The organism is Rubrivivax sp. JA1055 (genome assembly GCF_020966565.1).
GTDB classification, from domain to species: domain Bacteria; phylum Pseudomonadota; class Gammaproteobacteria; order Burkholderiales; family Burkholderiaceae_C; genus Rubrivivax; species Rubrivivax benzoatilyticus.
The window spans coordinates 663,161-687,370 of the sequence record NZ_JAJKFP010000001.1 but is presented as its reverse complement, the minus strand read 5'-3'; the positions used below and the strand labels follow the sequence as shown (position 1 = coordinate 687,370).

The following is a 24,210-nucleotide window of genomic DNA, read 5'->3' as shown; positions in this document are numbered from 1 at the left end:
CGCCACTGAGCAGCGCCTCGATCACGCGCCGAGCATCGTCTTCAGACGGCGGCAAACCGTTCCGGCGGACGATTCGTCCGAAGATCGGTGTCTGTTTCAACCATGCGATGACATCGGCCAGGCGACGCTGCCGATGTTCAAGCATGTGAAACATCAACAGAGCCCGTTCCGCGTACGAAGCGTGCCGCCCCGGAAGCCGTCGGAACGCTTCGAGCCTCTGCCGGCTGTGTGCTACCGCGCCGGCGACGTTGGTGAATGCACGGCCATGGCCCGGAATGACGATGCGCGGGGCCAGTCGTTCGATCGACTCGAGCGCCGCCAACGCGTCGAGATAACCCGTGTCGTCCCCGTCGAGTGACGGAAACACGATCGCGACGCGCTCCTCCCACAGCGCGTCACCGCTGATCAGAACCGCGCTGTCGGGTTGAAACAGCATGAGCGTGTCGGGATCGTGCCCGCCAGCCGGGACCAGCGTCCAGCGGTAGGCTCCCAGCATGATCGAGTCGCCGGCTCGAAGGCCGATATCAGGCCGAAATCGCGGGCATGACTGCCCCGTGTCGAGGTAACTCAAGCGCCGTTCGTCCCAGCAAGCCGCGGCGTCGAAACTCGCCTCGTGGATGCAGACCTCGCTGCCCCAGCGTCGCTGCAGCAGCGCGTTGCCGCCGACATGGTCGGAATGCAGGTGGGTATTGACGATGCGTTCGACGGGGGCGCTCGCTAGAACTCGCTCGAGCAGTTCCAGCGTCTGCGCGGCGTGACTGACATACCCGCTGTCGATCAAGGTCGGTGGGGTGTGCCGGGTGGCACCGAAAAGCAGATTGTTCGAGGACAGCCAGCCGCGTTCGATGAGGCTGAGGCCAAGCTGCGCGAAGACCGGGGCGATGACCGATGCCGACTCCATCCGCGGGCATTGTCCCGGGCCGGCGCGATCCTGCCCTCGGTGGGGACGAGCAGTCGTGCGCTCAGGGCAGGGCCGACAGCTCGCGCGCCGCACGAGGCGAAGCGAGGTCGACGGCAAAGAGCAGCGCGGCGAGGTCGCGTTCACGTTCGGCGATGGTCTGCAGAAACGCGTCGGCGCCCTTCATCGCTCGAAACGTGTCGAAGCCGGCTTCCAGGAAACGCTGCAGCGCCGGAAGTCCCGCCGCCCTTGCTGGCGCCCGCATCAGCCGCAGGCTGTGACGCAGGATCGGATTGCGGGTGTAGCGGTCCAGCGCGCTGCCGACCTGCAGCATCAGCTCGATCTGCCGCGCCCTGACCTGCGGCCGTCCGACCGTCTGCCAGGCGCTGGCGTACTGCCGTGCGTCCAGCGAGTTGGAGCCGGTGGCCGCACCCATGGCCGAGTCCATCTCCTCGGACAACGCATGCAACTCGGACAAGGCCTTCACGGTTCCGACGAGCTCCTGGGGGAAGAGCCTCACGAGACCGGGCACGACGCGCGCGAACTGCGTGTCGCGGTCGCTGAAGTCCTGGGGCCCGTACAACTCGTCGAGGAAAAAACGCGCCGATTCGGCGTAGCGCGGCTGGCTCAGAAGGTCCGCGTAGGTTCGTGCAAACCGGGAGTGCTGATAGGCCTTGACCGCCAGCGTGCTGGCCTCGAGGCCGGCATCGGCTTCTCGGCGCTGACGCTCGGCGGCGACCTTCTCCAGGTTCTCCAGGATCGCAAGACCGTCGGGTGACACGGGGATCTTGTTTGCACTGCGCAAACCCGCAGCGCCCCGATGATGCAACATGGCGGGAGATGGACCTTCCTCGATACCTCAACACCTGTTGCGGCGCGGGTGCCGGCCGATAGAACCCGCCGCCAGATGCGTCTCGCGAGAATCCAACAAGCCACGACGATAGGTGGCGTTCTGCTGGCGTTCGGCTGGGCGGTGCATGCCCTGGCCGAGGGCCGCCCGTTCGCTGCGGCCGGGGGCGCGCTGCTGATCTCCCTGGCGTATGCCGCAGTGCTGGCGCTGGAGTTCGCCTGCCTGCGCCTGGCCCACGGCGACGATCCGGCGCCCAGGCCGAGCCATCGCCAACTGCTGCGAGCGTGGTGGGGCGAGGTTCGCTCCGCTCCGCGCGTGTTCTGCTGGCAGCAGCCGTTTTGCAGCCGCCGCTGGCCCGATCACCTGCCGGCCGACGCCACCGGCCGGCGCGGCGTGGTGTTCGTGCACGGCTTCGTGTGCAACCGGGGGGTCTGGAATGGCTGGTTGGCGCGTTTGCGTGCCGCGGGCGTGCCCTATGCCGCCGTCGACCTCGAGCCTGTCTTCGGCTCGATCGACGCCTACGTCGAGACGATCGAGCTCGCCGTCCAGGCCGTCGAACGAACGACGGGACGACCTCCTGTCATCGTCGCTCACAGCATGGGCGGCCTGGCGCTGCGCCGATGGTGGGCCGAGCGCGGCGATCTGCAGCGCGTGCACCGCGCGATCACCCTGGGCACGCCGCACCGCGGCACCTGGCTGGCGCGTTTCGCTTTCTCGCTCAACGGCCGCCAGATGCGCATCGGCTCGGGCTGGCTGCAAAGCCTGCAGCAACGCGAGCCGCCGGGTCTCGCCGGTGCGCTGACCTGCTTCTACAGCCATTGCGACAACATCGTGTTCCCGCCGTCGACGGCGACTTACCCAGGGGCCGACAACCGGCACCTCGAGGGCGTCGCCCACGTCGACATGGTCGACCGTGCCGAACCCTGGAACGAGTTGCAGCGCTGGCTCGCCGATCAGGCCTGAAGCGCCGGCCGGTCGCCGGTGGCGGCCTGTCCGGCCTCGATTTCGCCGCTTGCCTGGATCGACTGCTTCACGCGCTCGTAAAGCGGCGTGAAGTCCGGCTCGCAGGCCCGGAACAGGTCCTCGAAGCTGTCGATGACGAAGTAGGTCGGCTGGAAGCAGTCGATGCGGTAGCGGCTGCGCATCATGCGATGCACGTCGAACGCCAACCGCCTCGGGCCGGTCGCGCGCACCGCGTGAACGAGTTCGCTCCCCGAACTGAGCAGGCCCGCGCCATACGCGCGCCAGCCATCGGGCGACGCGATGAGGCCGAACTCCACCGTGTACCAGTACAGCCGAGCGAGCAGTTCGCAGGCCCCGAGGCCCGAGGCCTTGATGGCGCCGGCGCCGTAAGCCTGCATGAAGTCGGCGAAGACCGGCTCGAACAGCAGCGGAACGTGGCCGAAGAGGTCGTGGAACAGGTCCGGCTCGACGATGTAGTCGAACTCCTCCGGACGCCGCAGCCAGTCGGTCACCGGAAAGCGACGCCGCGCCAGCAGGCTGAAGAACGCCTCCTCCGGAATCAGGCCGGGAACGGCGACGAGCCGCCAGCCGGTGGCCGCTTCCAGCCGGTCGGAAACCCGCTCGAACCGCGGAATGCGCTCCGCCGGGCCGAGGTGAGCAAGCGCCCGCACGAAGGCGTCGCAGGCGTGGCCGTCGAGCAGCGCGCACTGGCGGGCGTGAAGACGCTGATAAAGCGCATGCTCGGCTTCGCTGTAGGACGCCCAGTCCTGCTCGCAGCAGTAGTCGGCGCCGGCGCGGGTGTAGTCGCCCCGCGGCGGACGCTCACCCTCGCCGTAGGTCGCCGGGGCGCATCCGGCCGGGTTTCGGGCGGCGTCGACTGGCCTCATGCGATGACCCCAGGGCTGCGGCGGGATGCCGCACCGTCACTCTAGACGGCCGCCGACGCAGGATGTCGCCGTTCTCGGGTCTTGATGGCTGTCAAGGCGCACGAAAACTGCAAGAATGCCCCGATGGATCCTTCCGACCCGCTCGACGCCGTGGACCGACGCATCCTGCAGGTGCTGCAGTCGCAGGGCAGGATCACCTACGACGAACTCGCCGCGCGTGTCTCGCTGTCACCCAGTGCGGCGCTGCGCCGTGTGAAGCGGCTCGAGGACGGCGGCGTGATCTCGGGCTACGTCGCGCTGCTGGCGCCGGAGCGTGTCGGGCTGGCACTCACCGCCTACCTGACGGTGCGGCTGGAGAAACACAGCGATCCGCTGGCACGCAGCCCGCTGGACCAGTTCGCGGCCGCGGTCGAGGTCTGGCCCGAAGTCGTGGAGTGTGTGGCGCTCAGCGGCGACATCGACTACCTGCTGCGAGTCGTCGTTCAGGACATGGCGCACTACTCGCGCTTCGTGATGGACACGCTGCTCAAGCACCCGTCGGTGCGGGACTGCAAGACCAGCTTCGTGCTGCAGCGTCTGAAGACGACGACCGCGCTGCCGCTGTAGCGGCTATTCGTCGATGTCGCGCAGCAGGGCCCAGGTGGGCTCGATGCGCATGTTCAGCAGCGAGGCGATCTCGACGATATCGTCCGGGATCGCCGGATTGTCCCAGCCGGACGAGGTGTGACGCGCCAGGCGGATCGCCAGCAGCACGTTGCGCACCTGCACCGACTCGGACTGGCGCGCATTGGTGATCTTCACCAGCAGCGGCGGCAGCCGCCATTGCGTCATCAAGGCCTGCTGCAGGTCGGGCAGGTGAATGTTGAGCACGCGCTCCTGGGCCACCACGCTGCGCAGGGCCGGGTCCTCGGCCTGCAGGCGGGCGATCTCCAGCGCCAGCGTCGGGGCGTGCAGCCACAGCAGCAGTTCGGTGAAGTCGTGCAGCAGCGCCGCCTCGCGGATCACGGCGACGTCGTGGTCCATGCGGTGCACGGCGAAGGCGGTGGCGAAGTTGGCGGCGCGGTGAGCCCGGATGAGCACCTTCCTGAAGCCTTCGAGCGCCTCGGGCTGATCGCCCAGCCAGTCCTCGACGACGGAGGAGTCGGCGAACAGGCGGAAGAAGGGTGCGATGCCGACCATCACCAGCGCGGCGGTCACCGTCTCGATGTCGCCGCGGGTGTCGAAATGGCTTCGCCGCTGCAGGCTGGCCACGTGCGACAGCAGCTTCAGCGTCAGCAGCGGGTCGGCCGCGACCGTCTCGGTCAGCAGGTGCGCGTCGACCTCGTCCTCGTTCTCGCGCAGGCTCTGCAGCGTGGCGGCCGTGTCGGCGAGGATCGGCATGGCCATCGGGTCGAACCGCCGCGCCCAGCCCGCCACGTCGTGCGCGGGTGTCGCGTACGTCAGGGGGCGGGCAGCGGGCGGGGTGGTCATGAGGACACTCTACGCGTTCTTATCGGTCGCGTCGTGCCGACACTTGAGCCCCGCCGGCACGATCACAGGCGCGTGACGCCCGGGATTCGGGCGACGAGCTCGCCGTCGAGGTAGAGCGCACCTTCGAGCGCGTCGGCCTCGGCATGGAACTCGAGCACGGCGTCGCCGTCCGGGCGGGCGGCCTCGGTCTGCAGCCAGCGTGCCAGCAGGGCGAGCCCGCGGCTGGCGGCCTCGAGCGTGCGTGCGCTGGCGCGTCGGATGGGCCCGGGGCCGGCGGGCAGCAGCAGCGGGGCGGTGGTTCTCATCGTCGTCTCCATCGGGCCGCCGTGCCAGAGGCGTGCGACCCGTTCTGTTCAGGGGCTGTGGCTGCAGGCCGCGGCCTGCAGTTCGCGGCGCAGTGCGTGGCGCTCGCGCTGGCGCCGGGCGCCGGCTTCGGCGCGGTGTGCGCCGGCGCGGCGCCGGCAGGCGGCCAGGGCGAACGGATGGCGCGGCTTCAAGGTCGGCAGGGACTTCATCTCGGATCTCCTCGTCAACGGGACGCAGGCCTCGGCATCGAGCGGCCGAGGTGGCGGGCAGGGCCCTGGACGGGCTCGGCAAAAGGCTGGGTTTGGCGAGCGCGAAGGGCGGGCTTCGACGCCCAGGACTCGCGGGGCACCGCAGCACGGGGAACGTGATGCAGTGGACTTGCGCCGATGATAAAGACAACGTTATCAAACGGGCAAGCGCCGGTCGTGCTTCAACGTGGGGGGAGCGTTTGCCCCAGGGCGGGTTCTCCGACGATCGGGACTTCGGGGCGACGAGCGTCGACCGGAACGCCGGCGCCATGCCGCCGCCGTGCGCATGGCGGCGGCGGGCGCGAGCAGCGCGGTCCGCGCTGGTGTGCGCCGGGCGCTTCCTGGCCTGTCGGCCGGGGCTACTTGCGGGGCTTCAGCGGCGCGACACCGGCCTGCGCGCGGCGCCAGAGTTCGCCGGGATCGTCCGCCGGGGTGGGTTGCGTGCTGCGCGCCGGCGGCCGCACGACGCCGGGGGCCAGCGGGCGTTCAGGCGCCTCGGGTGCGGGGGGGGCCGGCGGCGTCAGCACCTCGCCGAGCAGGTCGAGCAGTCGCGTGCGTGCACGCTGCGGATGCCGTCGGTAATAGGTCAGCACCAGGCCGACGATGAATCGCTCGTCGTCGTCGCGCGGCAGATTGTCGGCCGGCGGCGGCAGCACGCCGGCGGCGGGCATCGCGGCGTCGGCGCCGCGTTCGGCGCCGCTCTCGTGCGGCACGTCCATCCAGCCGCGCGGCTTCTGGCACAGCTGCTCGAACTGGCGCGCCAGGCGTTCGCCGATCTGCCGCGAGCGGCTCTTGATCTGGCTCCAGTAGCTCGGCTGGATCTGCACGCGCTCGGCGAAACGGCGTTCGAGCCCACGCAGCGTGGCGGCGTCGGCGTGGCGCGCGGTCTGGCGCACGAACTCCTCGAACAGTCGGAGCGCGTTGTCCAGGCGCACCTGCGCGAGATCGGGAGCGGCCGTTTGCATCACCCGAGATGATAAAGCCCGGTTCAGCAGGCGCCCGTGCCGTTCAGCCTTGCAGCTCGTAGACGATGGGCGCGTCGGATTCGCACTCGACGGGCCGGCCGTTGTCGGTGCACGGGACGAAACGTGCCTGGCGCATCGCGCCCAGGGCCTGCTCGTCCAGGCGCGGGAACCCGGAAGAGCGCCGCAGCGTCACGCTGCGTGGATGGCCGTGCACATCGACGACGACCCTCAGCACGACGGTGCCCGATTCACGCAGACGCCTCGAGGCCAGCGGCACCGCCACGGGTGGCTCGGCCAGATACCGCAGCGCGCTGGCCGGCACCTGGCGGATGCTCGGCGTGACCGGGGCCGGCGCCGCTGCGGGCGGCGGTGCCACCGGCTCGGCGGGCGCGGCGGCGACCCGGATCGTCTCGGCCGGCGCTTCGCGCTGGATCGCCACCTCGGGCACCGGCACGGTCGCCAGCGGGGGCGGCGTGTTCGCCGGCCGCGGTATCAGCGGCTCGGGTTGTGGTTCACGAGGCGCCACCGGGGCCACGATCTGCACCACCAGCGGTGCGGCGCTGGCCACGGCGCGCTCGAGCACGCCGAACTCCAGGGCCAGCCAGAACAGCCCGAGGTGGGCTGCGATGACGACAAGGCTGAACGCCGGCCGCCTGCGGCTCGGCGGCAGCTGCGGTGCCAGGGTCATCGTGTTCATGCGATGACTCTAACATGAATGCGAATGATTCGTATCCGGCGGCGATCCGCTCGGGACCGACCGGCCCCGCGCCGTGCGGGGCCGAGTTCAGCGCGGCATCACGCCGCGGGACGGTCGCGGTTGATCCTGGGAGCCGTCTTCAGGCTCCAGATCATCGTCACCGCGAGGATCGCCGCGACGACGCCCAGAGACACCAGCACCGGGATCTTGAAGACGTCGATCAGCACCATCTTCGTGCCGATGAAGGTCAGGATCACCGCCAGGCCGTAGCCGAGCAGGTGGAACTTCTCGGCCGCCGCGGCGAGCAGGAAGTACATCGCGCGCAGGCCCAGGATCGCGAAGATGTTCGACGTGAGCACGATGAACGGGTCGGTCGTGATCGCGAAGATCGCCGGGATCGAGTCGACCGCGAAGATCACGTCGGTGATGCCGACCAGCGCGACGACCAGCAGCAGCGGCGTCGCGATGCGCTTGCCGTTCTCGACGGTGAAGAAGTTCTCGCCGTCGAGCTTCGGGCTCACCGGCATCACGCGGCGCAGCAGCTTCAGCGCCGGGTTGGCTTCCATGTCCGGGGCCTCGCCGGCGTGGCGCCACATCTTGATGCCGGTGACGATCAGGAACGCGCCGAAGACGTACAGCAGCCAGTGGAACTCGGCGATCAGCCAGGCGCCGAGCAGGATCATCACCGTGCGCAGCACGATGGCGCCGACGATGCCGATCATCAGCACGCGCTTCTGGAACTCCGGCGGGATCGCGAAGTACGAGAAGATCATCAGGAAGACGAAGATGTTGTCGACCGCCAGGCTCTTCTCGATCAGGTAGCCGGTCAGGAACTCCAGCGCGCGCGTGTTCGCGACCTCGGTGCCGTGGGTGCCCTGCAGCGCCCACCAGAACAACGCGTTGAAGGCCAGGCTCAGTGCCACCCAGACGACCGACCAGCGCAGCGCCTCACGCACACCGACCGCATGCGCGCCCTGATGGCGCATGACGACGAAGTCGACGACCAGCGCGACGACGACCGAGACGAAGAAGACGACCCACAACCACAGCGGCGCAATGCTCTCCACGAGACCTCCAGGAATGGCAACGAACGGACGATTCGTGCCGAAAGGTCTTGCGCGGGAGATCCCGTGCGGGCCCGGGAGCAGGGCGGCGGTGAGCCGGTGCTCCGTATTGACGGGGATCCGCGGCGCCCGGTGGGCGCCGGCTACTCCCCTTTCGACGGGGCGGATTCTAGGAACTGCCGTGCAAACCCCGCAGCCGGCGGGGTGAAGCGGACGGGGCGCCTCCCGGCGGCCCGCCCGTGGAGGCTTAGTCGTCTTCCTTGACCTGGTGCTGGCTCTGCAACTGCTGCTGCACCGTCGGCGGCACCGGGTCGTAGTGCGACAGCTCGATCGTGTAGCGGCCCTGGCCGGCGGTCATCGCGTTCAGACGCGACTGGGAGCCCGAGAGCTCGGACATCGGCACCTGGCCGCGGATCACCACCGTGCCCGCGGCGGCATTGGCGGTGCCGGTCACCAGGCCGCGTTTGGCCGACAGGTCGCCGGTGATGTCGCCCATCGCCGAGTCGGGCGCGACGATCTCGATCGTCACGATCGGCTCCAGCACGATCGGCCGGGCCTCGCGGATCGCCGCCATGAAGGCCTTGCGGCCGGCCGTGGCGAAGGCGATCTCCTTGCTGTCGACGCTGTGGCTCTTGCCGTCGTAGACGATGACACGCACGTCGACCACCGGGTAGCCGGCGATCGCGCCGCCGGCCAGCACCTCGCGCACGCCCTTCTCGACGGCGGGGATGAACTGGTTCGGGATCACGCCGCCCTTGACCTGGTCGAGGAACTCGAAGCCGGCGCCGCGCGGCAGCGGCTCGACCTTCAGGAACACCTCGCCGAACTGGCCGGCGCCGCCGGTCTGCTTCTTGTGGCGGTGGTGGCCCTCGGCGTTGGCGGTGATCGTCTCGCGGTAGGCGATGCGCGGCGGCCGCGTCGTGACCTCGAACTTGTAGACCTCGCGCAGGCGCTCCAGCAGCGTGCGCAGGTGCAGCTCGCCCAGGCCGTAGATCACGGTCTCGTTGGTCGTGGCGATGTGCTCGACCTTCAGGCACGGGTCCTCGTCGATCAGCTTGCCCAGGATCTCCCACATGCGCTGCTCGTCGCCGTGGCGCTTGGGGCCGATCGCCAGGCCGTGCACCGGCACCGGGAAGTCCAGCGGCTTGAGGTGGATGTGGTCGTCCTCGGCGGCGTCGTGCAGCACGGCGTCGAAGTGCAACTCGTCGACCTTGGGCACGGCGACGATGTCGCCGGGCAGCGCGCGCGCCACCTCGACGTGCTCCTTGCCCTGCAGCAGGTACAGGTGCGTCACCTTGAACGGCTTGCGGCCGTCGCCGACGTAGAGCATCTGGTTCTGCTGCACCGTGCCCTGGTGGACGCGGAAGATGCCCATCTTGCCGACGTACGGGTCGACGGTGACCTTGAAGACGTGCGCCAGCACGTGCTTGCTCGGGTCCGGCTCGGCCTGCATCGGCACCGCGGCCGCACCTTCGCCGTTCAGGAACTCCGGCGGGTTGCTCTCGGTCGGGTTGGGCAGCAGCTTGACGATGACGTCCAGCAGCTCGGCGACACCGGCGCCGGTGCGCGCCGAGACGAAGCACACCGGGATCAGGTGGCCTTCGCGCAGCGCCTGCTCCAGCGGCTTGTGCAGTTCGGAGGCGTCGACGTCGCCGTCGTTCAGGTAGCGGTCGACGAAGTCGCCGTCGACCTCGACGACCTGCTCGACCAGCGCGCGGTGCGCGGCGTCGACCGAGCCGAAATCGCTGTGGCCTTCGCGGTTGTAGAAGCAGTCGACGACCTTCGTGCCGCCCGCGTCGGGCAGGTTCAGCGGCAGGCACTCCTTGCCGAAGGTGGCCTGGATCTGCGCCAGCAGGCCCGGCAGGTCGACGCCGGCGGCGTCGATCTTGTTGACGACGACGATCCGGTCGAGATGGCGCGACGCGGCGTAGTCCATCATGCGCTGGGCCATCGGCTCGATGCCGGTGCTGGCATTGATGACGATCGCGGCGGTCTCCACCGCCTCCAGCGCCGGCAGGCTCTGGCCGAGGAAGTCCGGGCCCCCGGGGGTGTCGATGAAGTGGATGCGCGTGTCGGCGTGCGTCAGGTGCATCACGCTGGCGTTCAGCGAGTGCTGCATGCGCTTCTCGAGCGGGTCGTGGTCGCTGACGGTGCTGCCGCGCTCGATGCTGCCGGCGGCGCCGATCGCGCCGCTGCGTTGCAGCAGGGCCTCGGCCAGGGTGGTCTTGCCTGCGGCCGAGGGGCCGACGAAAGCCAGCGTGCGGATCGACTCGATGCCTACGCTTGCGCCAGACAGGGTGCTGGGCATGCTCTTCTCCTTCGCGTTCGGCCGCTTGGCGGCCTGAGTTTTGTCAACGGATAGGCCGAGTTCAGGTTAAGGGATCGCCACAGGCGACACAAGCCGGTCACCTGCCGGCCGCTTGAGCCGGCGCAAGCCGTCAACCCCGGGTTCGCCCGCGCTGTGGCCGCCGCGCGGCAGGCACTAGCCTCCCTGCGACGATGACGCACGAGCCCGCCCGCGCCGCCGTGCACGCGCCGCGCCGCGTGCTGCCGGTCATCGTGCTGGCGCAGCTGGCCGGCACCTCGACCTGGTTCGCCGCCAACGCCGTGATGCCCGAGCTGCAATCGGCCTACGGCTGGCCGTCGACGGCCGTCGGCACGCTCACGTCAGCGGTGCAACTGGGCTTCATCGCCGGGGCGCTGCTGTTCGCGCTGCTGGCGGTCGCCGACCGTTTCCCGGCGCGGCTGGTGTTCCTGGTCTGCGCGCTGGCCGGCGCCGGCTGCGCGGCGATGGCGCAGCGGCATGCGGCCGACTTCGACACGCTGCTCGTCTGGCGCACGCTGGGCGGCTTCTGCCTGGCGGGCATCTACCCGGTGGGCATGAAGCTCGCGGCGCTGTGGTTCCCGCGCGGGCTGGGGCCGGCGCTGGGCCTCTTGATCGGCGCGCTGATCCTCGGCAGCGCCAGCCCGCACGCGCTGCGCGCGCTGTCCGCCGGCTGGCCTTGGAGCGTGGTCTTCGACGGAGTCGCGCTGGCGTCGGCCGCCGCCGGCCTGCTGGTCTTCCTGCTGGTGCCCGAACCGCCGCATCCACGCGCCTCGGGTTCTGGCCTGCCGCTGCGTGCGCTGTGGGCCGCGGCGACCGACCGGCGCGTGCGTGCGTCGATCCTCGGCTACTTCGGCCACATGTGGGAGCTCTACACGATGTGGGTGCTGGTGCCGGCGGTGCTGGCGACGCGGCTGGCCGGCGCTTCGCTGTCCTGGGCGGCCTTCGTCGTGCTCGGTGCCGGGGCGATCGGCTGCGCCGGCGGCGGCTGGGCGGCGTCGCGCTGGGGCAGCGCGCGTGTCGCCGGCACGCAGCTCGCGACCAGCGGCCTGTGCTGCCTGATTGCACCCTGGCTGCTGCACGCGCCGGCGCCGCTGTTCGGCGCCTGGCTCGTGCTCTGGGGCATCACGGTGGCCGGCGACTCGCCGCAGTTCTCGGCGCTGACGGCGACGAACGCGCCGCCGGCGCTGGTCGGCAGCGTGCTGACGCTGGCCAACAGCATCGGCTTCGCGATCTCGATCGCCAGCATCCAGCTCTTCGTCGCCGCGGCGGCGCGCTGGCCGTTGGACGCGGTGCTGCCGGCGCTGGCGATCGGCCCGGCGCTGGGGCTGATCGCGCTGCGCCCGCTGCTCACTCGTGGCGCAGGGCCTCGATAGGGTCCAGCCGTGCGGCACGCCGCGCCGGCACGAAGCCGAAGACGACGCCGATCGCCGCCGAGAAGCCGAAGGCCAGCAGGTTGATGCCGAGCTGGAACTCGTAAGGCACCGACAGCAGCGCCGAGATGCCGATCGACGCCCCGGTCGCCAGCACCAGACCGACCAGCCCGCCCAGCGCCGCCAGCACCACGGCTTCGATCAGGAACTGCGCCAGCACCTCGCGCTCCATCGCGCCGATCGCCAGCCGCAGGCCGATCTCGCGCGTGCGCTCGGTGACGCTGACCAGCATGATGTTCATGATGCCGATGCCGCCGACGAGCAGGCTGACCGCGGCCACCGCGCCGAGCAGCGAGGTCAGCAGCTTGGTCGTGCCCGACAGCGTGTCGGCCACCTGCTGGGTGTCGAGCACGTTGAAGTTGTCGTCGTCATTGGGGCCCAGCTTGCGGCGCTCGCGCAGCAGCTCGGTGATGCCGGCCTTCACGCGTTCGGCGTCGCTGCCGTCGCGGCGCGACACCAGCAGGGTCTGCACGCGTGTGCTGCCGGTCAGCCGGCGCTGCGCGGTGTAGGCCGGCACGATGATGATGTCGTCCTGGTCCATGCCCATCGCGCCCTGGCCCTTGGACGCCAGCAGGCCGATGACGCTGCAGCTGAACTGCTTGACGCGGATGCTGCGCCCCAGCGGGTCCGCGTTGGCGCCGAACAGCTCGCGCCGCACCGTCTGGCCGATGATGCAGACCGCTGCGCCGGCGTCCAGCTCCGCCTGCTCGAACATGCGGCCGGCGGCGATCTTCCAGTTGCCGGCCGGGAAGTAGTCGTTGTTGCTGCCGGTGACGGTGGTGGCCCAGTTGCGGTTGTCGGCAACGACGGTGACGCTGGAGCGCACCTCGGGCGCGACTGCGGCGACGCCGCCGATCTGGGTGGCGATCGCGGTCGCGTCGGCGAGCTTGAACGACGGCCCGCCGGAGAAGCCGCCCGGCCCCAGGCGCTGGCCCGGGCGCACCATCAGCAGGTTGCTGCCCAGGCTCTGGATCTGCGTCTGCACGGCCTTGGTCGCGCCGTTGCCGACGGTGACCATGGTGACGACGGCGGCCACGCCGATGACGATGCCCAGCGTCGTCAGCACCGAGCGCATCAGGTTGCGCCGGATCGCGCGCAGCGCCAGCAGCAGCGTGTTCAGCAGCATCGTTCGGCCTCCGCGACCCGCTCGTCGCCGGCGATCAGGCCGTCGCGGAAACGCACGATGCGCTGCGCGTAGGCGGCCATGTCGGGCTCGTGCGTGACCATCACGACGGTGATGCCGTGATCGCGGTTCAGCGCGACCAGCAGCGACATCACCTCGCGCCCGCGTTCGCTGTCGAGGTTGCCGGTCGGCTCGTCGGCGAGCAGCAGCGTCGGCTCGGTGACGATGGCGCGTGCGATCGCCACCCGCTGCTGCTGGCCGCCCGAGAGCTCGGCCGGCGTGTGGTGCTCCCAGCCCGCGAGGCCGACCTGTGCGAGCGCACGCCGCGCCGCGGCGTGGCGCTGCTTGGCGCCTTCGCCGCGGTACAGCAGCGGCAGCTCGACGTTCTCCTGCGCGCTGGTGCGCGCCAGCAGATGGAAGCCCTGGAAGACGAAGCCGATGTGGCGGCGGCGCAGCAGCGCGCGCTGGTCGCGGCTGAGGCCCGTGACCTCGACGCCGCGGAAGCGGTAGCTGCCGCCGGTGGGCGTGTCCAGGCAGCCGATCAGGTTCATCACCGTCGACTTGCCCGAGCCGCTGGGGCCCATCACCGCCGTGAACTCGCCGGCCGGGATCGACAGGTCGACGCCGCGCAGCGCGCGGAACGCGGCGCTGCCTTCGCCGTAGGTCTTGGTGATGCCCGCGAGTTCGAGCAATGCCGTCATTGCGCCGCGCTCGCCTGATCGGTGATGACCGCCAGCCCCTCGGCGACGCCGTCGCCCGAGACCTCGGTCATGCGGCCGTCGGACAGGCCCTTGCGGACTTCCAGCGCCAACGGCTGGCCGTCCTTGAGCACCCAGATCGTGCCCTTGCCGCTGTCGGAGCTGCGGCCGGGGCCGCCCAGCGAACGCCGCGGCCCGCTCATGCCCGGCGGGCGCGGCATCAGCTTGGACATGATGCCGTCGTTGCCGCCGCCGGCGCCCGGCGCGGCGGCCAGGTTGGGCTTGAAGCGCAGCGCGCTGTTGGGCACCAGCAGCACGTTCTCGCGTTCGGTCGCGGCGATCGTCGCCGTCGCCGTCATGCCCGGGCGCAGCGACAGGTCGGCGTTGTCGACCTCGAGGTCGGTGGTGTAGGTGACGACGTTGTCGGTCTTGGTCGAGCCGAAGGCCACGCGCGTGATGCGCGCCGGGTACTGGCGCCCGGGTTGCGCGGCGACGGTGAAGCGCGCCTTCTGGCCCTGGCGCACCTGGCCGACGTCGGCTTCGTCGACGTCGACCGAGAGCTTCATCTTCGTCAGGTCCTCGGCCAGCGTGAACAGCGTCACCGCCTGCAGCGACGCGGCGACCGCGTTGCCCGGCTCGACGCTGCGCGCCAGCACCGTGCCGTCGATCGGCGAGCGGATCGAGGCCTTGGCGAGGTTGGTCTCGTTGGTCGACAGCGCCGTCTGCACCTGGGCCACGCTGGCCTGCGCGGCGGCCAGGTCGGCTTCGGCGCGCAGCGCCGTGGCGCGCGCGCTGTCGAGCTCGGCCGCCGACGGCACCTTGCCGCCGGACAGGCGCGACACCTCCTCGTAGCGCGCGAGGTTGGCACGCGCCTCGGCCAGCGTCGCTTCGGCCTGGCGGCGCTGGGCCATCGCGGCCTGCAGGTTGGCGCGCGAGCCGTTGACCGAGTCGCGCAGCTTGGCGGTGTCCAGCTCGACCAGCACCTGGCCTTTCTTGACGCGGTCGTTGACGTCGACGAGCACGCGCGCCACGGTGCCCGACAGCTCGCTGCCGACGGCCACCGAACGTGTCGGCTGCAGCGTGCCGGTGGCGGTGACGGTGATGGCCAGCGTGCCGCGTGCCAGCGGAGTGGTGACGAAACGCGGCGCGGCGTTGCTCGCGGCGCGCTTCTGCGCCACGACGATGCCGGCGGCCACCAGCACCGCGGCGCCGGCGAGCAGCCAGACGGTGCGGCGGCGCCACCAGGGGCGGTGGGCCTCGGCGCCCAGCAGGGCCTGGACGTCGTTCGGATCGGTCTTCGGTTCGGTCATGGTCTCGTCGCCTCGGCGGTCCAGCCGCCGCCCAGGCCCTTGTACAGACGCACTCCGGCGAGTGCGAGATCGGTGCGGGCGCCGGCCAGCGAGCTGCGTGCCGACAGCAGGCTGCGCTCGGCGTCGAGCAGCGTGCCGAAGTCGATCAGCCCGCTGCGGTAGCGCGCGCGTGCCAGTTCGGCGGCGTTGGCGGCGGCTTCGGCGGCACGCTCCAGCGCGGCGACCCGTTCGCCGCCGCGGTCCAGCGCGACGAGGTTGTCCTCGACGTCGCCGAGCGCCGCGAGCACCGCCGCGCGGTAGCTCGCGCGGGCCGCGTCCAGCGTTGCCTGCTGGGCCTCGACGCGGGCGCGCGCGGCGCCGCCGTCGAAGACCGGCCAGCTGATGCCGGCCAGCACGCTGGCGGCGACGGCACCGGCACCGCCCAGGCCCGACCAGGTCGCGGCGCGCAGCGCCAGGCTGCCGCTGAGGCTGAGGTCGGGCAGGCGGTCGGCTCGCCGCGCGTCCAGCGTCGCCAGTGCCGAGGCGAGCGTCCATTCGGCGGCCAGCAGGTCGGGGCGGCGGCGCAGCAGATCGGCCGGCACGCCGGCCGGCAGCGCCTGCAGCGACGGTGCCGCCTCGGGCGCGGTGGCCAGGCGTTCGCCCAGCGTCGCCGGGGCGCGGCCGAGCAGGATCGCGAGCGCGTTCTCGGTCTGTTGCAGCGTGGTCTGCAGCGCCGGCAGCTGGGCACGCGTCTGCTCGAGGCTGGCGCGCGCCTGTTCGGCGTCGACGGCGCTCGCCAGCCCGGCCTGCACGCGCCACTGCACCAGCTGCAGCGTCTGCGCCTGGCTGGCGGCGGACTCGCGCGCGATGGCGTACTGCTCGCGTGTGCCGCGCCACTGCAGGTAGGCGATGGCGGTTTCGGCGGCAACGGCCAGGCGCGTGGCCTGCAGCGTCGCGCCGGCGGCGGCGAGATCGGCCGCGGCGGCGGTGGCGGTGCTGGCGTTGGCGCCGAAGAAGTCGGGCTCCCAGCTCGCGTCCAGGCCCGCCGAGAGCTGGCGGGAGTAGTTCTCGCCGGAGCGCACGCGCCCGCCGCTGGCCGAGCTGCCCAGCTGCGGCAGGCGGCCGGCGTCGGCCAGGTCGCGCTGCGCCCGGGCGCGCTCGACGTTGGCGCGCGCCGAGGCCAGGTCCAGGTTGGTGGCCAGCGCCTCGTCGACCAGCGCCAGCAGCAGCGGGTCGCCGAAGCCGGCCCACCAGTCGCCGTCGTGGACGGCGCCGGCCGGTGCACGGCTCCAGCCGGCCGGCAGCGTCGGCGCGATCTGCGCCCGGTCGGCGGGCGTGGGGGGCAGGGTGCTGGCGCAGGCGCCCAGCAGGGCGGCCAGCGCCAGCGGCGCCAGCCGGTATCGGTGTCGGCTCGTCACGGGGAGGTTGTAAGACACGGTTGCCGACAGTCTGCGGCTCCCGTGTAAAGAAACGCTTACTGGAACGCGACCTCGGCGAAACTGCGCAGTTTTCTGCTGTGCAGCCGGCCCGGTTTTTCCTCGCGCAGCAGCTCCACCGCGTGCATGCCGATGCGCAGGTGCTGGTCGACACGCTCGCGGTAGAAGGTGTTGGCCATGCCGGGCAGCTTGATCTCGCCGTGCAGCGGCTTGTCGCTGACGCACAGCAAGGTGCCGTAGGGCACGCGGAAGCGGAAGCCGTTGGCGGCGATCGTCGCGCTCTCCATGTCCAGCGCCACGGCGCGGCTCTGGCTGAAGCGGCGCTCGGGTGTCGTCGCCGCGTTGCGCCCGGGCAGCAGCTCCCAGTTGCGGTTGTCGGTGCTGGCCACGGTGCCGGTGCGCATCACGCGCTTCAGCTCGTAGCCCGACAGCCGGGTGACCTCGGCCACCGCCTGCTCCAGCGCGAGCTGCACCTCGGCCAGCGGCGGGATCGGCACCCACAGCGGCAGTTCCTCGTCGAGCACGTGGTCCTCGCGCACGTAGCCGTGGGCGAGCACGTAGTCGCCGAGCTGCTGCGTGTTGCGCAGCCCGGCGCAGTGGCCGAGCATCAGCCAGGCGTGCGGGCGCAGCACCGCGACGTGGTCGGTGATGGTCTTCGCGTTCGACGGCCCGACGCCGATGTTGACCATCGTGATGCCGGCGTTGCCGGCGCCGACGAGGTGGTAGGCCGGCATCTGCGGCAGCCGCGGCGGCGCGACGCCGGCGTCGTCACCCGGCTCGGCCGGCAGGCCGGCGCGGCGCGTCAGCACGTTGCCCGGTTCGACGAAGGCGACATAGGGCGAGGCCGGATCGGCCATCGCCTCGCGGCCGAGCTTGATGAACTCGTCGATGTAGAACTGGTAGTTCGTGAACAGCACGAAGTTCTGGAAGTGCCCCGGCGCCGTGCCGGTGTAGTGGCGCAGGCGCTGCAGCGAGTAGTCCACACGCGGCGCGGTGAACAGCGCCAGCGGCTGCGGCTCGCCGCGCGCCGGCTCGTGGGTGCCGTTGGCGATGCCGTCGTCCATCGCGCCGAGGTCGGGCAGGTCGAACAGGTCGCGCAGCAGCAGCCGGCGCGCCGGCTCCAGCGTGCCTTCGAGGTGGTCGCCCTCGCCGACGGCGAAGTGCAGCGGGATCGGCTGGGTGCTGGTGCCGACCTCCAGGTCGACGCCGTGGTTCGCCATCAGCAGCGTCAGCTGCTCGAGGTAGTAGCGCTCGAACAGGTCGGGCCGCGTCAACGTCGTCTCGTAGACGCCCGGGCCGGCGACGAAACCGTAGGACAGGCGCGAGTCGGCACGCGCGACGGTGCTGGTGCGCACGCGCACGAAGGGGTAGCAGGCGCGCACGTGGCCGTCGAGCGTGGCGCCGCCGACGTAGGCGCGCAGCTGCTCGCGCAGATAGGCGGTGCCGGCGTCGTAGATCTCGCGCACCCGGGCGAGGGCCGCGGCCGGGTCGTCGAAGCGGGCGGGGGCGATGAACGGGGCGTTCGGCATGGATCCCTGCAAGCCGGCGGTCGGGATGCCGCCGCCGGGCGAGTATCGCCTGGGCCCGTGACCGGCGTCAGGCGGCGGCCTGGACCTCGGCCGCGCCGCCGGCGGCCAGCACGCGGTTGCGGCCCTGGCGCTTGGCGGCCAGCAGCTCGTCGTCGGCGGCCTTCAGCAGCGCTGTCTCGTGGCCCGGGCAGCGCAGCGAGTCGGCGACACCGGCCGAGAACGACAGCGAATGCAATTGTGCGCCGCCGAGTTCGAAACACGTGCTGCGCCAGCGCCGCAGCAAGGCCTGGACCTTGCGCCGCGCCGCGGCGGCGTCGGTGCGCGGCATCAGCAGGCAGAACTCCTCGCCGCCGTAGCGGCAGGCGACGTCGCTGCGCCGGCAGCCGGTGGCCAGCAGCCGGCCGAAGGCGGCGAGCAATCGGTCGCCGCAGGGGTGGCCGTGGCGGTCGTTGACGGTCTTGAAATGGTCCAGGTCGATGATCGCCACGGCCAGCGGCTGGCCCTCGCGGTGCGCCAGCGCCAGCATCTGCGGCAGCGTCTCGTTGAGGTGGCGGCGGTTGAACAGGCCGGTGAGCTCGTCGCGTGTCGCCTGCTGGCGCAGCTGCTCCTGCAGCGCCTGGACCTCGGCGACGCGGCGCGAGAGCTGTTCGTTGACGGCCTCGATCTCGCGCCGGCGGGCGTCGTGTTCGTCGACCTGCTGCTGCAGCCGCAGCAGCTCGGTCTGCAGCGCCGCGGCCTGGTAGCGGGCGCGCGAGGCCAGCGCCGCGCGCTGCAGGTGCACGTGCTGCCACTCGCGCATCGTCGCCAGCGCACCGGCGGCGTCGCCCTGGGCTTCCAGCAGGTCTGCGCGGGTCAGCAGGTACAGGCCGCGCACGCGCAGGCTGAGCCCTTGCGCCGGTGGCTCGCCGGCCAGCCCGCGCACGCCGTCCAGGGCCGCCAGCGCCACCTGCGGCCGGCCCTTGGCGCGTGCCAGCAGCGCGCTGGCGACGGCGAGTTCGACCTGCTCGTCGGGGATGCCGGCACGGTAGGCGCTCTCGGCACGGGCGACGAGTTCGGCCCCGAGCGCCGTCTCGCCGGCACGCAGCGCGGCGATCGCCAGCGTCTCGTAATGCGTCGCCAGCCGGCCGCGGCCCGAGGCGTCGGCGGGCAGCGCGCAGATGCGGTGGATGTCGGCGACGGCCTCGTGCGTGCGGTCGAGCTCGGTCAGGCCGATGACGCGGTTGATCCACAAGACGCTGGCCAGGCGCGGGTTGTGCAGCCGCGCGCAGCGCTGGATGCCGGTGTCGACATGGCGCAGCGCCTCGTGGCAGTCGCCGATCTGCAGCAGTTCGTGCGCGAGGTTGCAGTGCAGCACCGCGTCCAGGCCGTGGCAGCGTGTGCTGCCGGCGTCGCGCAGCGCCTCGTACATGTAGGCGAAGGCGAGGTCGCTGCGGCCCTGCGCCGAGTAGCAGCCGGCGATGGCGTTGAGCAGCACGCCGCGCTGTTCGCCGCGCAGCACGCGCAGGCCTTCGCCGCGCAGCGACAGCGCCAGCCCCAGCGCGTCGTCGTAGCGCCCGGCGCGCCAGGCCGCGCGCGCCAGCCCGGTGCCGGCGAGGATGCGGCCGGCGGCGTCGCCGGCCTCGGCGAACGCGGCCTGCGCCGCTTCAAGCACCGGCCGGGCCTCGGCCGGCGTGGCGAAGAAGAGTTCGTGGAAACCGCGGGTCAGCAGCGCCCAGCCGCGGGCCACGGGGTCGTCGCCGGCGCCGGCCAAGGCCTGCGTGGCCAACTGGGCCGCCCGCTGCGAGTCTTCGTGCAGCAGCGCCCAGGCGCGACGGCCCAGGTGCCGGGCCTGGGTGCGTGCCTTCGGACGGACGGCGGCCGTGGTCATGCTCGATTATTGGCACCGTCCATCGCTTTGGGGGCCTCCGGCCACTGGACCGGGCGGGGGGCGGCATGCCCGGCGCCGAGGCTTCTGTTGTTGCCTAAAATGGCTAGTCTGCGAGGAGAAACCACGATGCGTGTCACCGCAACCGAGGCCAAGAACCGGTTCGGCAGCATCTGCGCCCAGGCCAAACGCGAACCGGTGTTCGTGGAGAAGGCGGGCCAGATCGACACCGTCATCGTGTCGGTCGAGCACTATCAGGCGCTGCGGGCGAACCAGGCGCATGCCGGGCTCGGCACGCGCCGACAGGCCTTCGAAGCCGAGTTCGGCGACTGGATCGCGGCGCAGAACGCCTGGGTGGAGGCCCACGGCATTCCCGGCGACGATCTGCGGCCCTGGTGAAGCCGTGGCGCAGTACGACGTCTTCGCCAACCCCAGCGCGAGTTCGGCCGCCGGCATTCCGTATGTCGTGGTGATCCAGAGCGAGCTGCTGGACGCGCTGGCGACCCGGCTCACGCTGCCGCTGGCGCGGCTGGACTTCGCCGGCAAGGTGCCGGCCAAGCTGTGCCCGGTCGTCACGGTCAAGGGCCAGCGCCTGAACGCGCTGGCGCATTACGCCTCGCCGCTGCCTGCCCGCTTGCTCCGCCAGCCGGTGGACAACGTCGCCGAGCAGGCCGGCGTGCTGGTCGCGGCCCTGGACGTCGTGCTGTCGGGCGTCTGATGCCCGAGCGGCACCGCACCGGCACCCGGCCCGGGTCCGCGCGCCGCGCCTACATCGAGCGACGGTACTGGCCGCCGACCTCGAACAGCGCGCCGGTGATCTGCCCCAGCGAGCAGACACGCACCGCGTCCATCAGCACCTCGAAGACGTTGGCGTCGGCGATCACCGCCTGCTGCAGCCGGCGCAGCATCGCCGGCGCCTCGGCGGCGTGGCGGGCGTGGAAGTCGGCCAGCCGCGCGAGCTGGCTCTGCTTCTCGTCCTCGGTCGAGCGCGCGAGCTCGATCGTCTCGGGCACCGGGTCGCCGTGCGGGTTGCGGAAGGTGTTGACGCCGATGATCGGGTGCCGGCCGTCGTGCTTCAGCGTCTCGTAGTGCAGGCTCTCTTCCTGGATGCGGCCGCGCTGGTAGCCGGTCTCCATCGCGCCGAGCACGCCGCCGCGTTCGCTGATGCGCTCGAACTCGGCCAGCACCGCCTCCTCGACGAGTTCGGTCAGCTCGTCGATGACGAAGGCGCCCTGGTTCGGGTTCTCGTTCTTCGCCAGGCCCCACTCGCGGTTGATGATCAGCTGGATCGCCATCGCCCGGCGCACGCTCTCCTCGGTCGGCGTGGTGATCGCCTCGTCGTAGGCGTTGGTGTGCAGCGAGTTGCAGTTGTCGTAGACGGCGATCAGCGCCTGCAGCGTCGTGCGGATGTCGTTGAACGCGATCTCCTGGGCGTGCAGGCTGCGGCCGCTGGTCTGGATGTGGTACTTCAGCTTCTGGCTGCGGTCGTTGGCGCCGTAACGCTCCTTCATCGCCAGCGCCCAGATGCGGCGCGCGACGCGGCCCATCACCGTGTACTCCGGGTCCATGCCGTTGCTGAAGAAGAAGCTCAGGTTGGGCGCGAAGTCGTCGATGTGCATGCCGCGCGCCAGGTACGCCTCCACGTAGGTGAAGCCGTTGGCGAGCGTGAACGCGAGCTGGCTGATCGGGTTGGCCCCGGCCTCGGCGATGTGATAGCCCGAGATCGACACCGAATAGAAGTTGCGCACGCCGTGGTGCACGAACCACTGGGCGATGTCGCCCATCACCTTGAGGCTGAACTCGGTCGAGAAGATGCAGGTGTTCTGGCCCTGGTCCTCCTTGAGGATGTCGGCCTGCACCGTGCCGCGCACGTTCTCGAACACCCAGGCGCGGATCTTGGCCGCCTCGTCGTCGGTCGGCTCGCGGCCGTTGTCGGCGCGGAACTTCTCCAGCTGCTGATCGACGGCGGTGTTCATGAACATCGCCAGGATCGTCGGCGCCGGGCCGTTGATCGTCATGCTGACCGAGGTGCTGGCGCTGCACAGGTCGAAGCCCGAGTACAGCACCTTCAGGTCGTCCAGCGTGGCGATCGACACGCCCGAGTTGCCGACCTTGCCGTAGACGTCGGGCCGGCGCTCGGGGTCGTGGCCGTACAGCGTCACCGAGTCGAAGGCGGTGGACAGGCGCTTGGCCGGCATGCCCTCGGACAGCAGCTTGAAACGCCGGTTGGTGCGGAAGGCGTCGCCTTCGCCGGCGAACATGCGTGTCGGGTCCTCGTTCTCGCGCTTGAAGGCGAAGACGCCGGCGGTGTACGGGAACGAGCCCGGCACGTTCTCCAGCAGCAGCCACTTCAGGCGCTCGCCGTGGTCCTCCCAGGTCGGCAGCGCGACCTTGCGGATCGTGTTGCCCGACAGCGTGGTGTGCGTGAGCGCGCTGCGGATCTCGCGGTCGCGGATCTTCACGACGTACTCGGCGCCGGAATAGGCGCGCTGCATCTCGTCCCACTGCGCCAGCAGCTTGCGCGCGTGCGGGTCCAGACGCGCCTCGCGCTGCTCGGCGAGGTCGGCCGTGGCCTCCGCGGCGCGCTGGCGCTCGGGTTTGTCCAGCCGCAGCATCGCCGAGGCGGCACGCAGCTGCTGGATCTCGCGTGCCAGTGCCGCCTGCTCGCGCGCGCGGCGCTTGTAGCCGCGCACCGCGTCGGCGATGTCGGCGAGGTAACGCGTGCGCCCGGCCGGCACGATGGCGTGCTGGCCGGTCGAGACGCGGGTGGCCACCGCCGCCAGCCGGCCTTCGGCCAGCGGCAGGCCCAGCGCCGCCAGGCGCGGTTTCATCGCCTGGGCCAGCGCGGTGACGCCGTCGTCGTTGAAGCGGCTGGCCATCGTGCCGAAGACCGGCATCGTCTCGGGCTTGTCGCCGAAGGCGCCGCGGTTGCGCTGCACCTGCTTGCAGACGTCGCGCCAGGCGTCGGCCGCACCCTTGCGGTCGAACTTGTTGATCGCGACGAACTCGGCGAAGTCCAGCATGTCGATCTTCTCGAGCTGGCTGGCGGCGCCGAACTCGGGCGTCATCACGTACACCGGCACGTCGACGTGCGGGACGATGGCCGCGTCGCCCTGGCCGATGCCCGAGGTCTCGACGACGACGAGGTCGAAGCCGGCGGCCTGCACCGCCAGCAGCACGTCGGGCAGGGCCTGGCTGATCTCGCTGCCGTAGTCGCGCGTGGCGAGGCTGCGCATGAAGACCCGGGCCCCGGAATCACGAGCGCCGTCCTGGCCGGCCGGCTTGGGCCACGGCGCGATCGCGTTCATGCGGATGCGGTCGCCGAGCAGCGCGCCGCCGGTGCGCCGCCGGCTGGGGTCGATCGAGATCACGGCGATGCGCAAGGCGTCGTCCTGGTCCAGGCGCAGGCGGCGGATCAGCTCGTCGGTCAGGCTGGACTTGCCGGCGCCGCCGGTGCCGGTGATGCCGACGACCGGCGCCTTGCGCCCGGCGGCGGCCAGCGCGGCCTTGAAGCCGGGGTCGGCGCGGCCGTTCTCCAGCGCGGTGATGGCCTGCGCCAGCGCACGCCAGGCGGCGTCGCCGTGGCCCTGCAGCGCGGCGACGTCGGTGGGCGCCTGCGGCGACAGGTCGCGGTCGCAGCGCATCACCATCTCGCCGATCATGCCGGCCAGGCCCATGCGCTGGCCGTCCTCGGGGCTGTACAGGCGCGTGACGCCGTAGGCCTGCAGCTCGCGGATCTCGGCCGGCACGATGACGCCGCCGCCGCCGCCGAAGACCTGCACCTGCTCGCCGCCGCGGGCGCGCAGCTGGTCGACCATGTACTTGAAGTACTCGACGTGGCCGCCCTGGTAGCTGCTGATCGCGATGCCCTGCGCGTCCTCCTGCAGCGCCGCGGTGACGACCTCGTCGACCGAGCGGTTGTGGCCGAGGTGGATCACCTCGCAGCCCATGCTCTGCAGGATGCGCCGCATGATGTTGATCGATGCGTCGTGGCCGTCGAACAGGCTGGCGGCGGTGACGAAACGCACCTTGTGCGTCGGGCGGTAGGCGGCGAGGGCCTGGTAGTCGGCGGACAGCTCGGTCATGGCGGTCGTCGGTGGAGGCGGTGGCACGCGGTTGACGTTTACGTCAACGTCAATGGTGAATCATGCCGCGCGGCCGGCGCCG

General features: G+C 71.3%; 22 protein-coding genes. 5 read left to right on the top strand and 17 right to left on the bottom strand.

Going from position 1 to position 24,210, the window contains the following annotated elements; genetic code table 11:
- A partial coding sequence (locus LOC65_RS03005; protein WP_230246580.1) for an MBL fold metallo-hydrolase occupies nucleotides 1-901 on the bottom strand: 901 nt, incomplete at its 3' end.
- A gap of 61 nt (nucleotides 902-962) precedes the next feature.
- Complete coding sequence (locus LOC65_RS03000) at nucleotides 963-1,679, bottom strand: FFLEELY motif protein (RefSeq protein WP_009855566.1); 717 nt, start codon at nucleotides 1,677-1,679, stop codon at nucleotides 963-965.
- 126 nt (nucleotides 1,680-1,805) lie between these two features.
- Between LOC65_RS03000 and LOC65_RS02995 the strand changes: the two genes are divergently transcribed.
- A complete protein-coding gene (locus tag LOC65_RS02995) occupies nucleotides 1,806-2,711 on the top strand; it encodes a triacylglycerol lipase (protein WP_029718564.1) in 906 nt (301 codons plus the stop codon).
- Here the strand turns inward: LOC65_RS02995 and phhA are convergent.
- Nucleotides 2,702-3,598: a phenylalanine 4-monooxygenase gene (gene phhA / locus LOC65_RS02990; RefSeq protein WP_230246579.1), complete on the bottom strand. Its 897-nt coding sequence runs from the start codon at nucleotides 3,596-3,598 to the stop codon at nucleotides 2,702-2,704. The genes LOC65_RS02995 and phhA overlap by 10 nt on opposite strands.
- Nucleotides 3,599-3,721: 123 nt before the next feature.
- Here phhA and LOC65_RS02985 point away from each other — a divergent pair, with 123 nt between their 5' ends.
- Nucleotides 3,722-4,204, top strand: coding sequence for an Lrp/AsnC family transcriptional regulator (locus LOC65_RS02985; RefSeq protein WP_009855569.1), 483 nt, complete (start codon nucleotides 3,722-3,724; stop codon nucleotides 4,202-4,204).
- Between the two features lie 3 nt (nucleotides 4,205-4,207).
- On the opposite strand, the gene LOC65_RS02980 is transcribed toward LOC65_RS02985, so the two are convergent.
- From LOC65_RS02980 to fusA, 7 genes are all read right to left on the bottom strand, one after another.
- Nucleotides 4,208-5,068 (bottom strand): HDOD domain-containing protein, encoded by an 861-nt coding sequence (locus tag LOC65_RS02980; protein WP_029718563.1) that lies wholly within the window; start codon nucleotides 5,066-5,068, stop codon nucleotides 4,208-4,210.
- A 62-nt stretch (nucleotides 5,069-5,130) separates the two neighbouring features.
- Entirely contained in the window at nucleotides 5,131-5,373 is a 243-nt protein-coding gene (locus tag LOC65_RS02975) for a hypothetical protein (RefSeq protein ID WP_009855572.1), read from the bottom strand.
- 48 nt (nucleotides 5,374-5,421) lie between these two features.
- The gene (locus LOC65_RS02970; protein ID WP_009855573.1) at nucleotides 5,422-5,583 is read right to left on the bottom strand and encodes a hypothetical protein; all 162 of its coding nucleotides are present in this window, start codon (nucleotides 5,581-5,583) and stop codon (nucleotides 5,422-5,424) included.
- A 398-nt stretch (nucleotides 5,584-5,981) separates the two neighbouring features.
- On the bottom strand, nucleotides 5,982-6,587 hold the full coding sequence (locus LOC65_RS02965; RefSeq protein WP_206026586.1) for a hypothetical protein: 606 nt from the start codon (nucleotides 6,585-6,587) through the stop codon (nucleotides 5,982-5,984).
- Between the two features lie 43 nt (nucleotides 6,588-6,630).
- Nucleotides 6,631-7,284 carry an energy transducer TonB gene (locus tag LOC65_RS02960; protein ID WP_164963886.1) on the bottom strand — a complete coding sequence of 218 codons (654 nt, stop codon included), beginning with the start codon at nucleotides 7,282-7,284 and terminating at the stop codon, nucleotides 6,631-6,633.
- Nucleotides 7,285-7,382: 98 nt separating this feature from the next.
- On the bottom strand, nucleotides 7,383-8,351 hold the full coding sequence (locus LOC65_RS02955) for a TerC family protein (protein WP_029718561.1): 969 nt from the start codon (nucleotides 8,349-8,351) through the stop codon (nucleotides 7,383-7,385).
- Between the two features lie 244 nt (nucleotides 8,352-8,595).
- Entirely contained in the window at nucleotides 8,596-10,656 is a 2,061-nt protein-coding gene (fusA, locus tag LOC65_RS02950; RefSeq protein WP_230246578.1) for an elongation factor G, read from the bottom strand.
- Between the two features lie 191 nt (nucleotides 10,657-10,847).
- On the opposite strand from fusA, the gene LOC65_RS02945 reads away from it, so the two are divergent.
- On the top strand, nucleotides 10,848-12,047 hold the full coding sequence (locus LOC65_RS02945) for an MFS transporter (protein WP_230246577.1): 1,200 nt from the start codon (nucleotides 10,848-10,850) through the stop codon (nucleotides 12,045-12,047).
- On the opposite strand, the gene LOC65_RS02940 is transcribed toward LOC65_RS02945, so the two are convergent.
- From LOC65_RS02940 to LOC65_RS02915, 6 genes are all read right to left on the bottom strand, one after another.
- Nucleotides 12,022-13,230, bottom strand: coding sequence for an ABC transporter permease (locus LOC65_RS02940; protein ID WP_164963890.1), 1,209 nt, complete (start codon nucleotides 13,228-13,230; stop codon nucleotides 12,022-12,024). The genes LOC65_RS02945 and LOC65_RS02940 overlap by 26 nt on opposite strands.
- Nucleotides 13,221-13,928: an ABC transporter ATP-binding protein gene (locus tag LOC65_RS02935; protein WP_029718560.1), complete on the bottom strand. Its 708-nt coding sequence runs from the start codon at nucleotides 13,926-13,928 to the stop codon at nucleotides 13,221-13,223. The genes LOC65_RS02940 and LOC65_RS02935 overlap by 10 nt, the downstream gene beginning before the upstream one ends.
- Nucleotides 13,925-15,235, bottom strand: a complete 1,311-nt coding sequence (locus LOC65_RS02930) for an efflux RND transporter periplasmic adaptor subunit (protein ID WP_230246576.1) — start codon at nucleotides 15,233-15,235, stop codon at nucleotides 13,925-13,927. Before LOC65_RS02930 ends, LOC65_RS02935 begins: the two co-directional genes overlap by 4 nt.
- Nucleotides 15,232-16,632: an efflux transporter outer membrane subunit gene (locus LOC65_RS02925; RefSeq protein WP_230246575.1), complete on the bottom strand. Its 1,401-nt coding sequence runs from the start codon at nucleotides 16,630-16,632 to the stop codon at nucleotides 15,232-15,234. The genes LOC65_RS02930 and LOC65_RS02925 overlap by 4 nt, the downstream gene beginning before the upstream one ends.
- A 56-nt stretch (nucleotides 16,633-16,688) precedes the next feature.
- On the bottom strand, nucleotides 16,689-18,179 hold the full coding sequence (locus tag LOC65_RS02920; protein ID WP_230246573.1) for an AMP nucleosidase: 1,491 nt from the start codon (nucleotides 18,177-18,179) through the stop codon (nucleotides 16,689-16,691).
- A gap of 67 nt (nucleotides 18,180-18,246) precedes the next feature.
- Nucleotides 18,247-20,046, bottom strand: a complete 1,800-nt coding sequence (locus tag LOC65_RS02915) for a GGDEF domain-containing protein (protein WP_230246571.1) — start codon at nucleotides 20,044-20,046, stop codon at nucleotides 18,247-18,249.
- A gap of 126 nt (nucleotides 20,047-20,172) precedes the next feature.
- On the opposite strand from LOC65_RS02915, the gene LOC65_RS02910 reads away from it, so the two are divergent.
- Nucleotides 20,173-20,442 (top strand): prevent-host-death protein, encoded by a 270-nt coding sequence (locus LOC65_RS02910; protein WP_230246570.1) that lies wholly within the window; start codon nucleotides 20,173-20,175, stop codon nucleotides 20,440-20,442.
- Between the two features lie 4 nt (nucleotides 20,443-20,446).
- Entirely contained in the window at nucleotides 20,447-20,761 is a 315-nt protein-coding gene (locus LOC65_RS02905; protein ID WP_230246569.1) for a CcdB family protein, read from the top strand.
- Between the two features lie 49 nt (nucleotides 20,762-20,810).
- Here the strand turns inward: LOC65_RS02905 and icmF are convergent, their stop codons facing one another.
- Nucleotides 20,811-24,128, bottom strand: a complete 3,318-nt coding sequence (gene icmF, locus LOC65_RS02900) for a fused isobutyryl-CoA mutase/GTPase IcmF (protein ID WP_230246568.1) — start codon at nucleotides 24,126-24,128, stop codon at nucleotides 20,811-20,813.
- Between the last annotated feature and the right edge of the window lie 82 nt (nucleotides 24,129-24,210).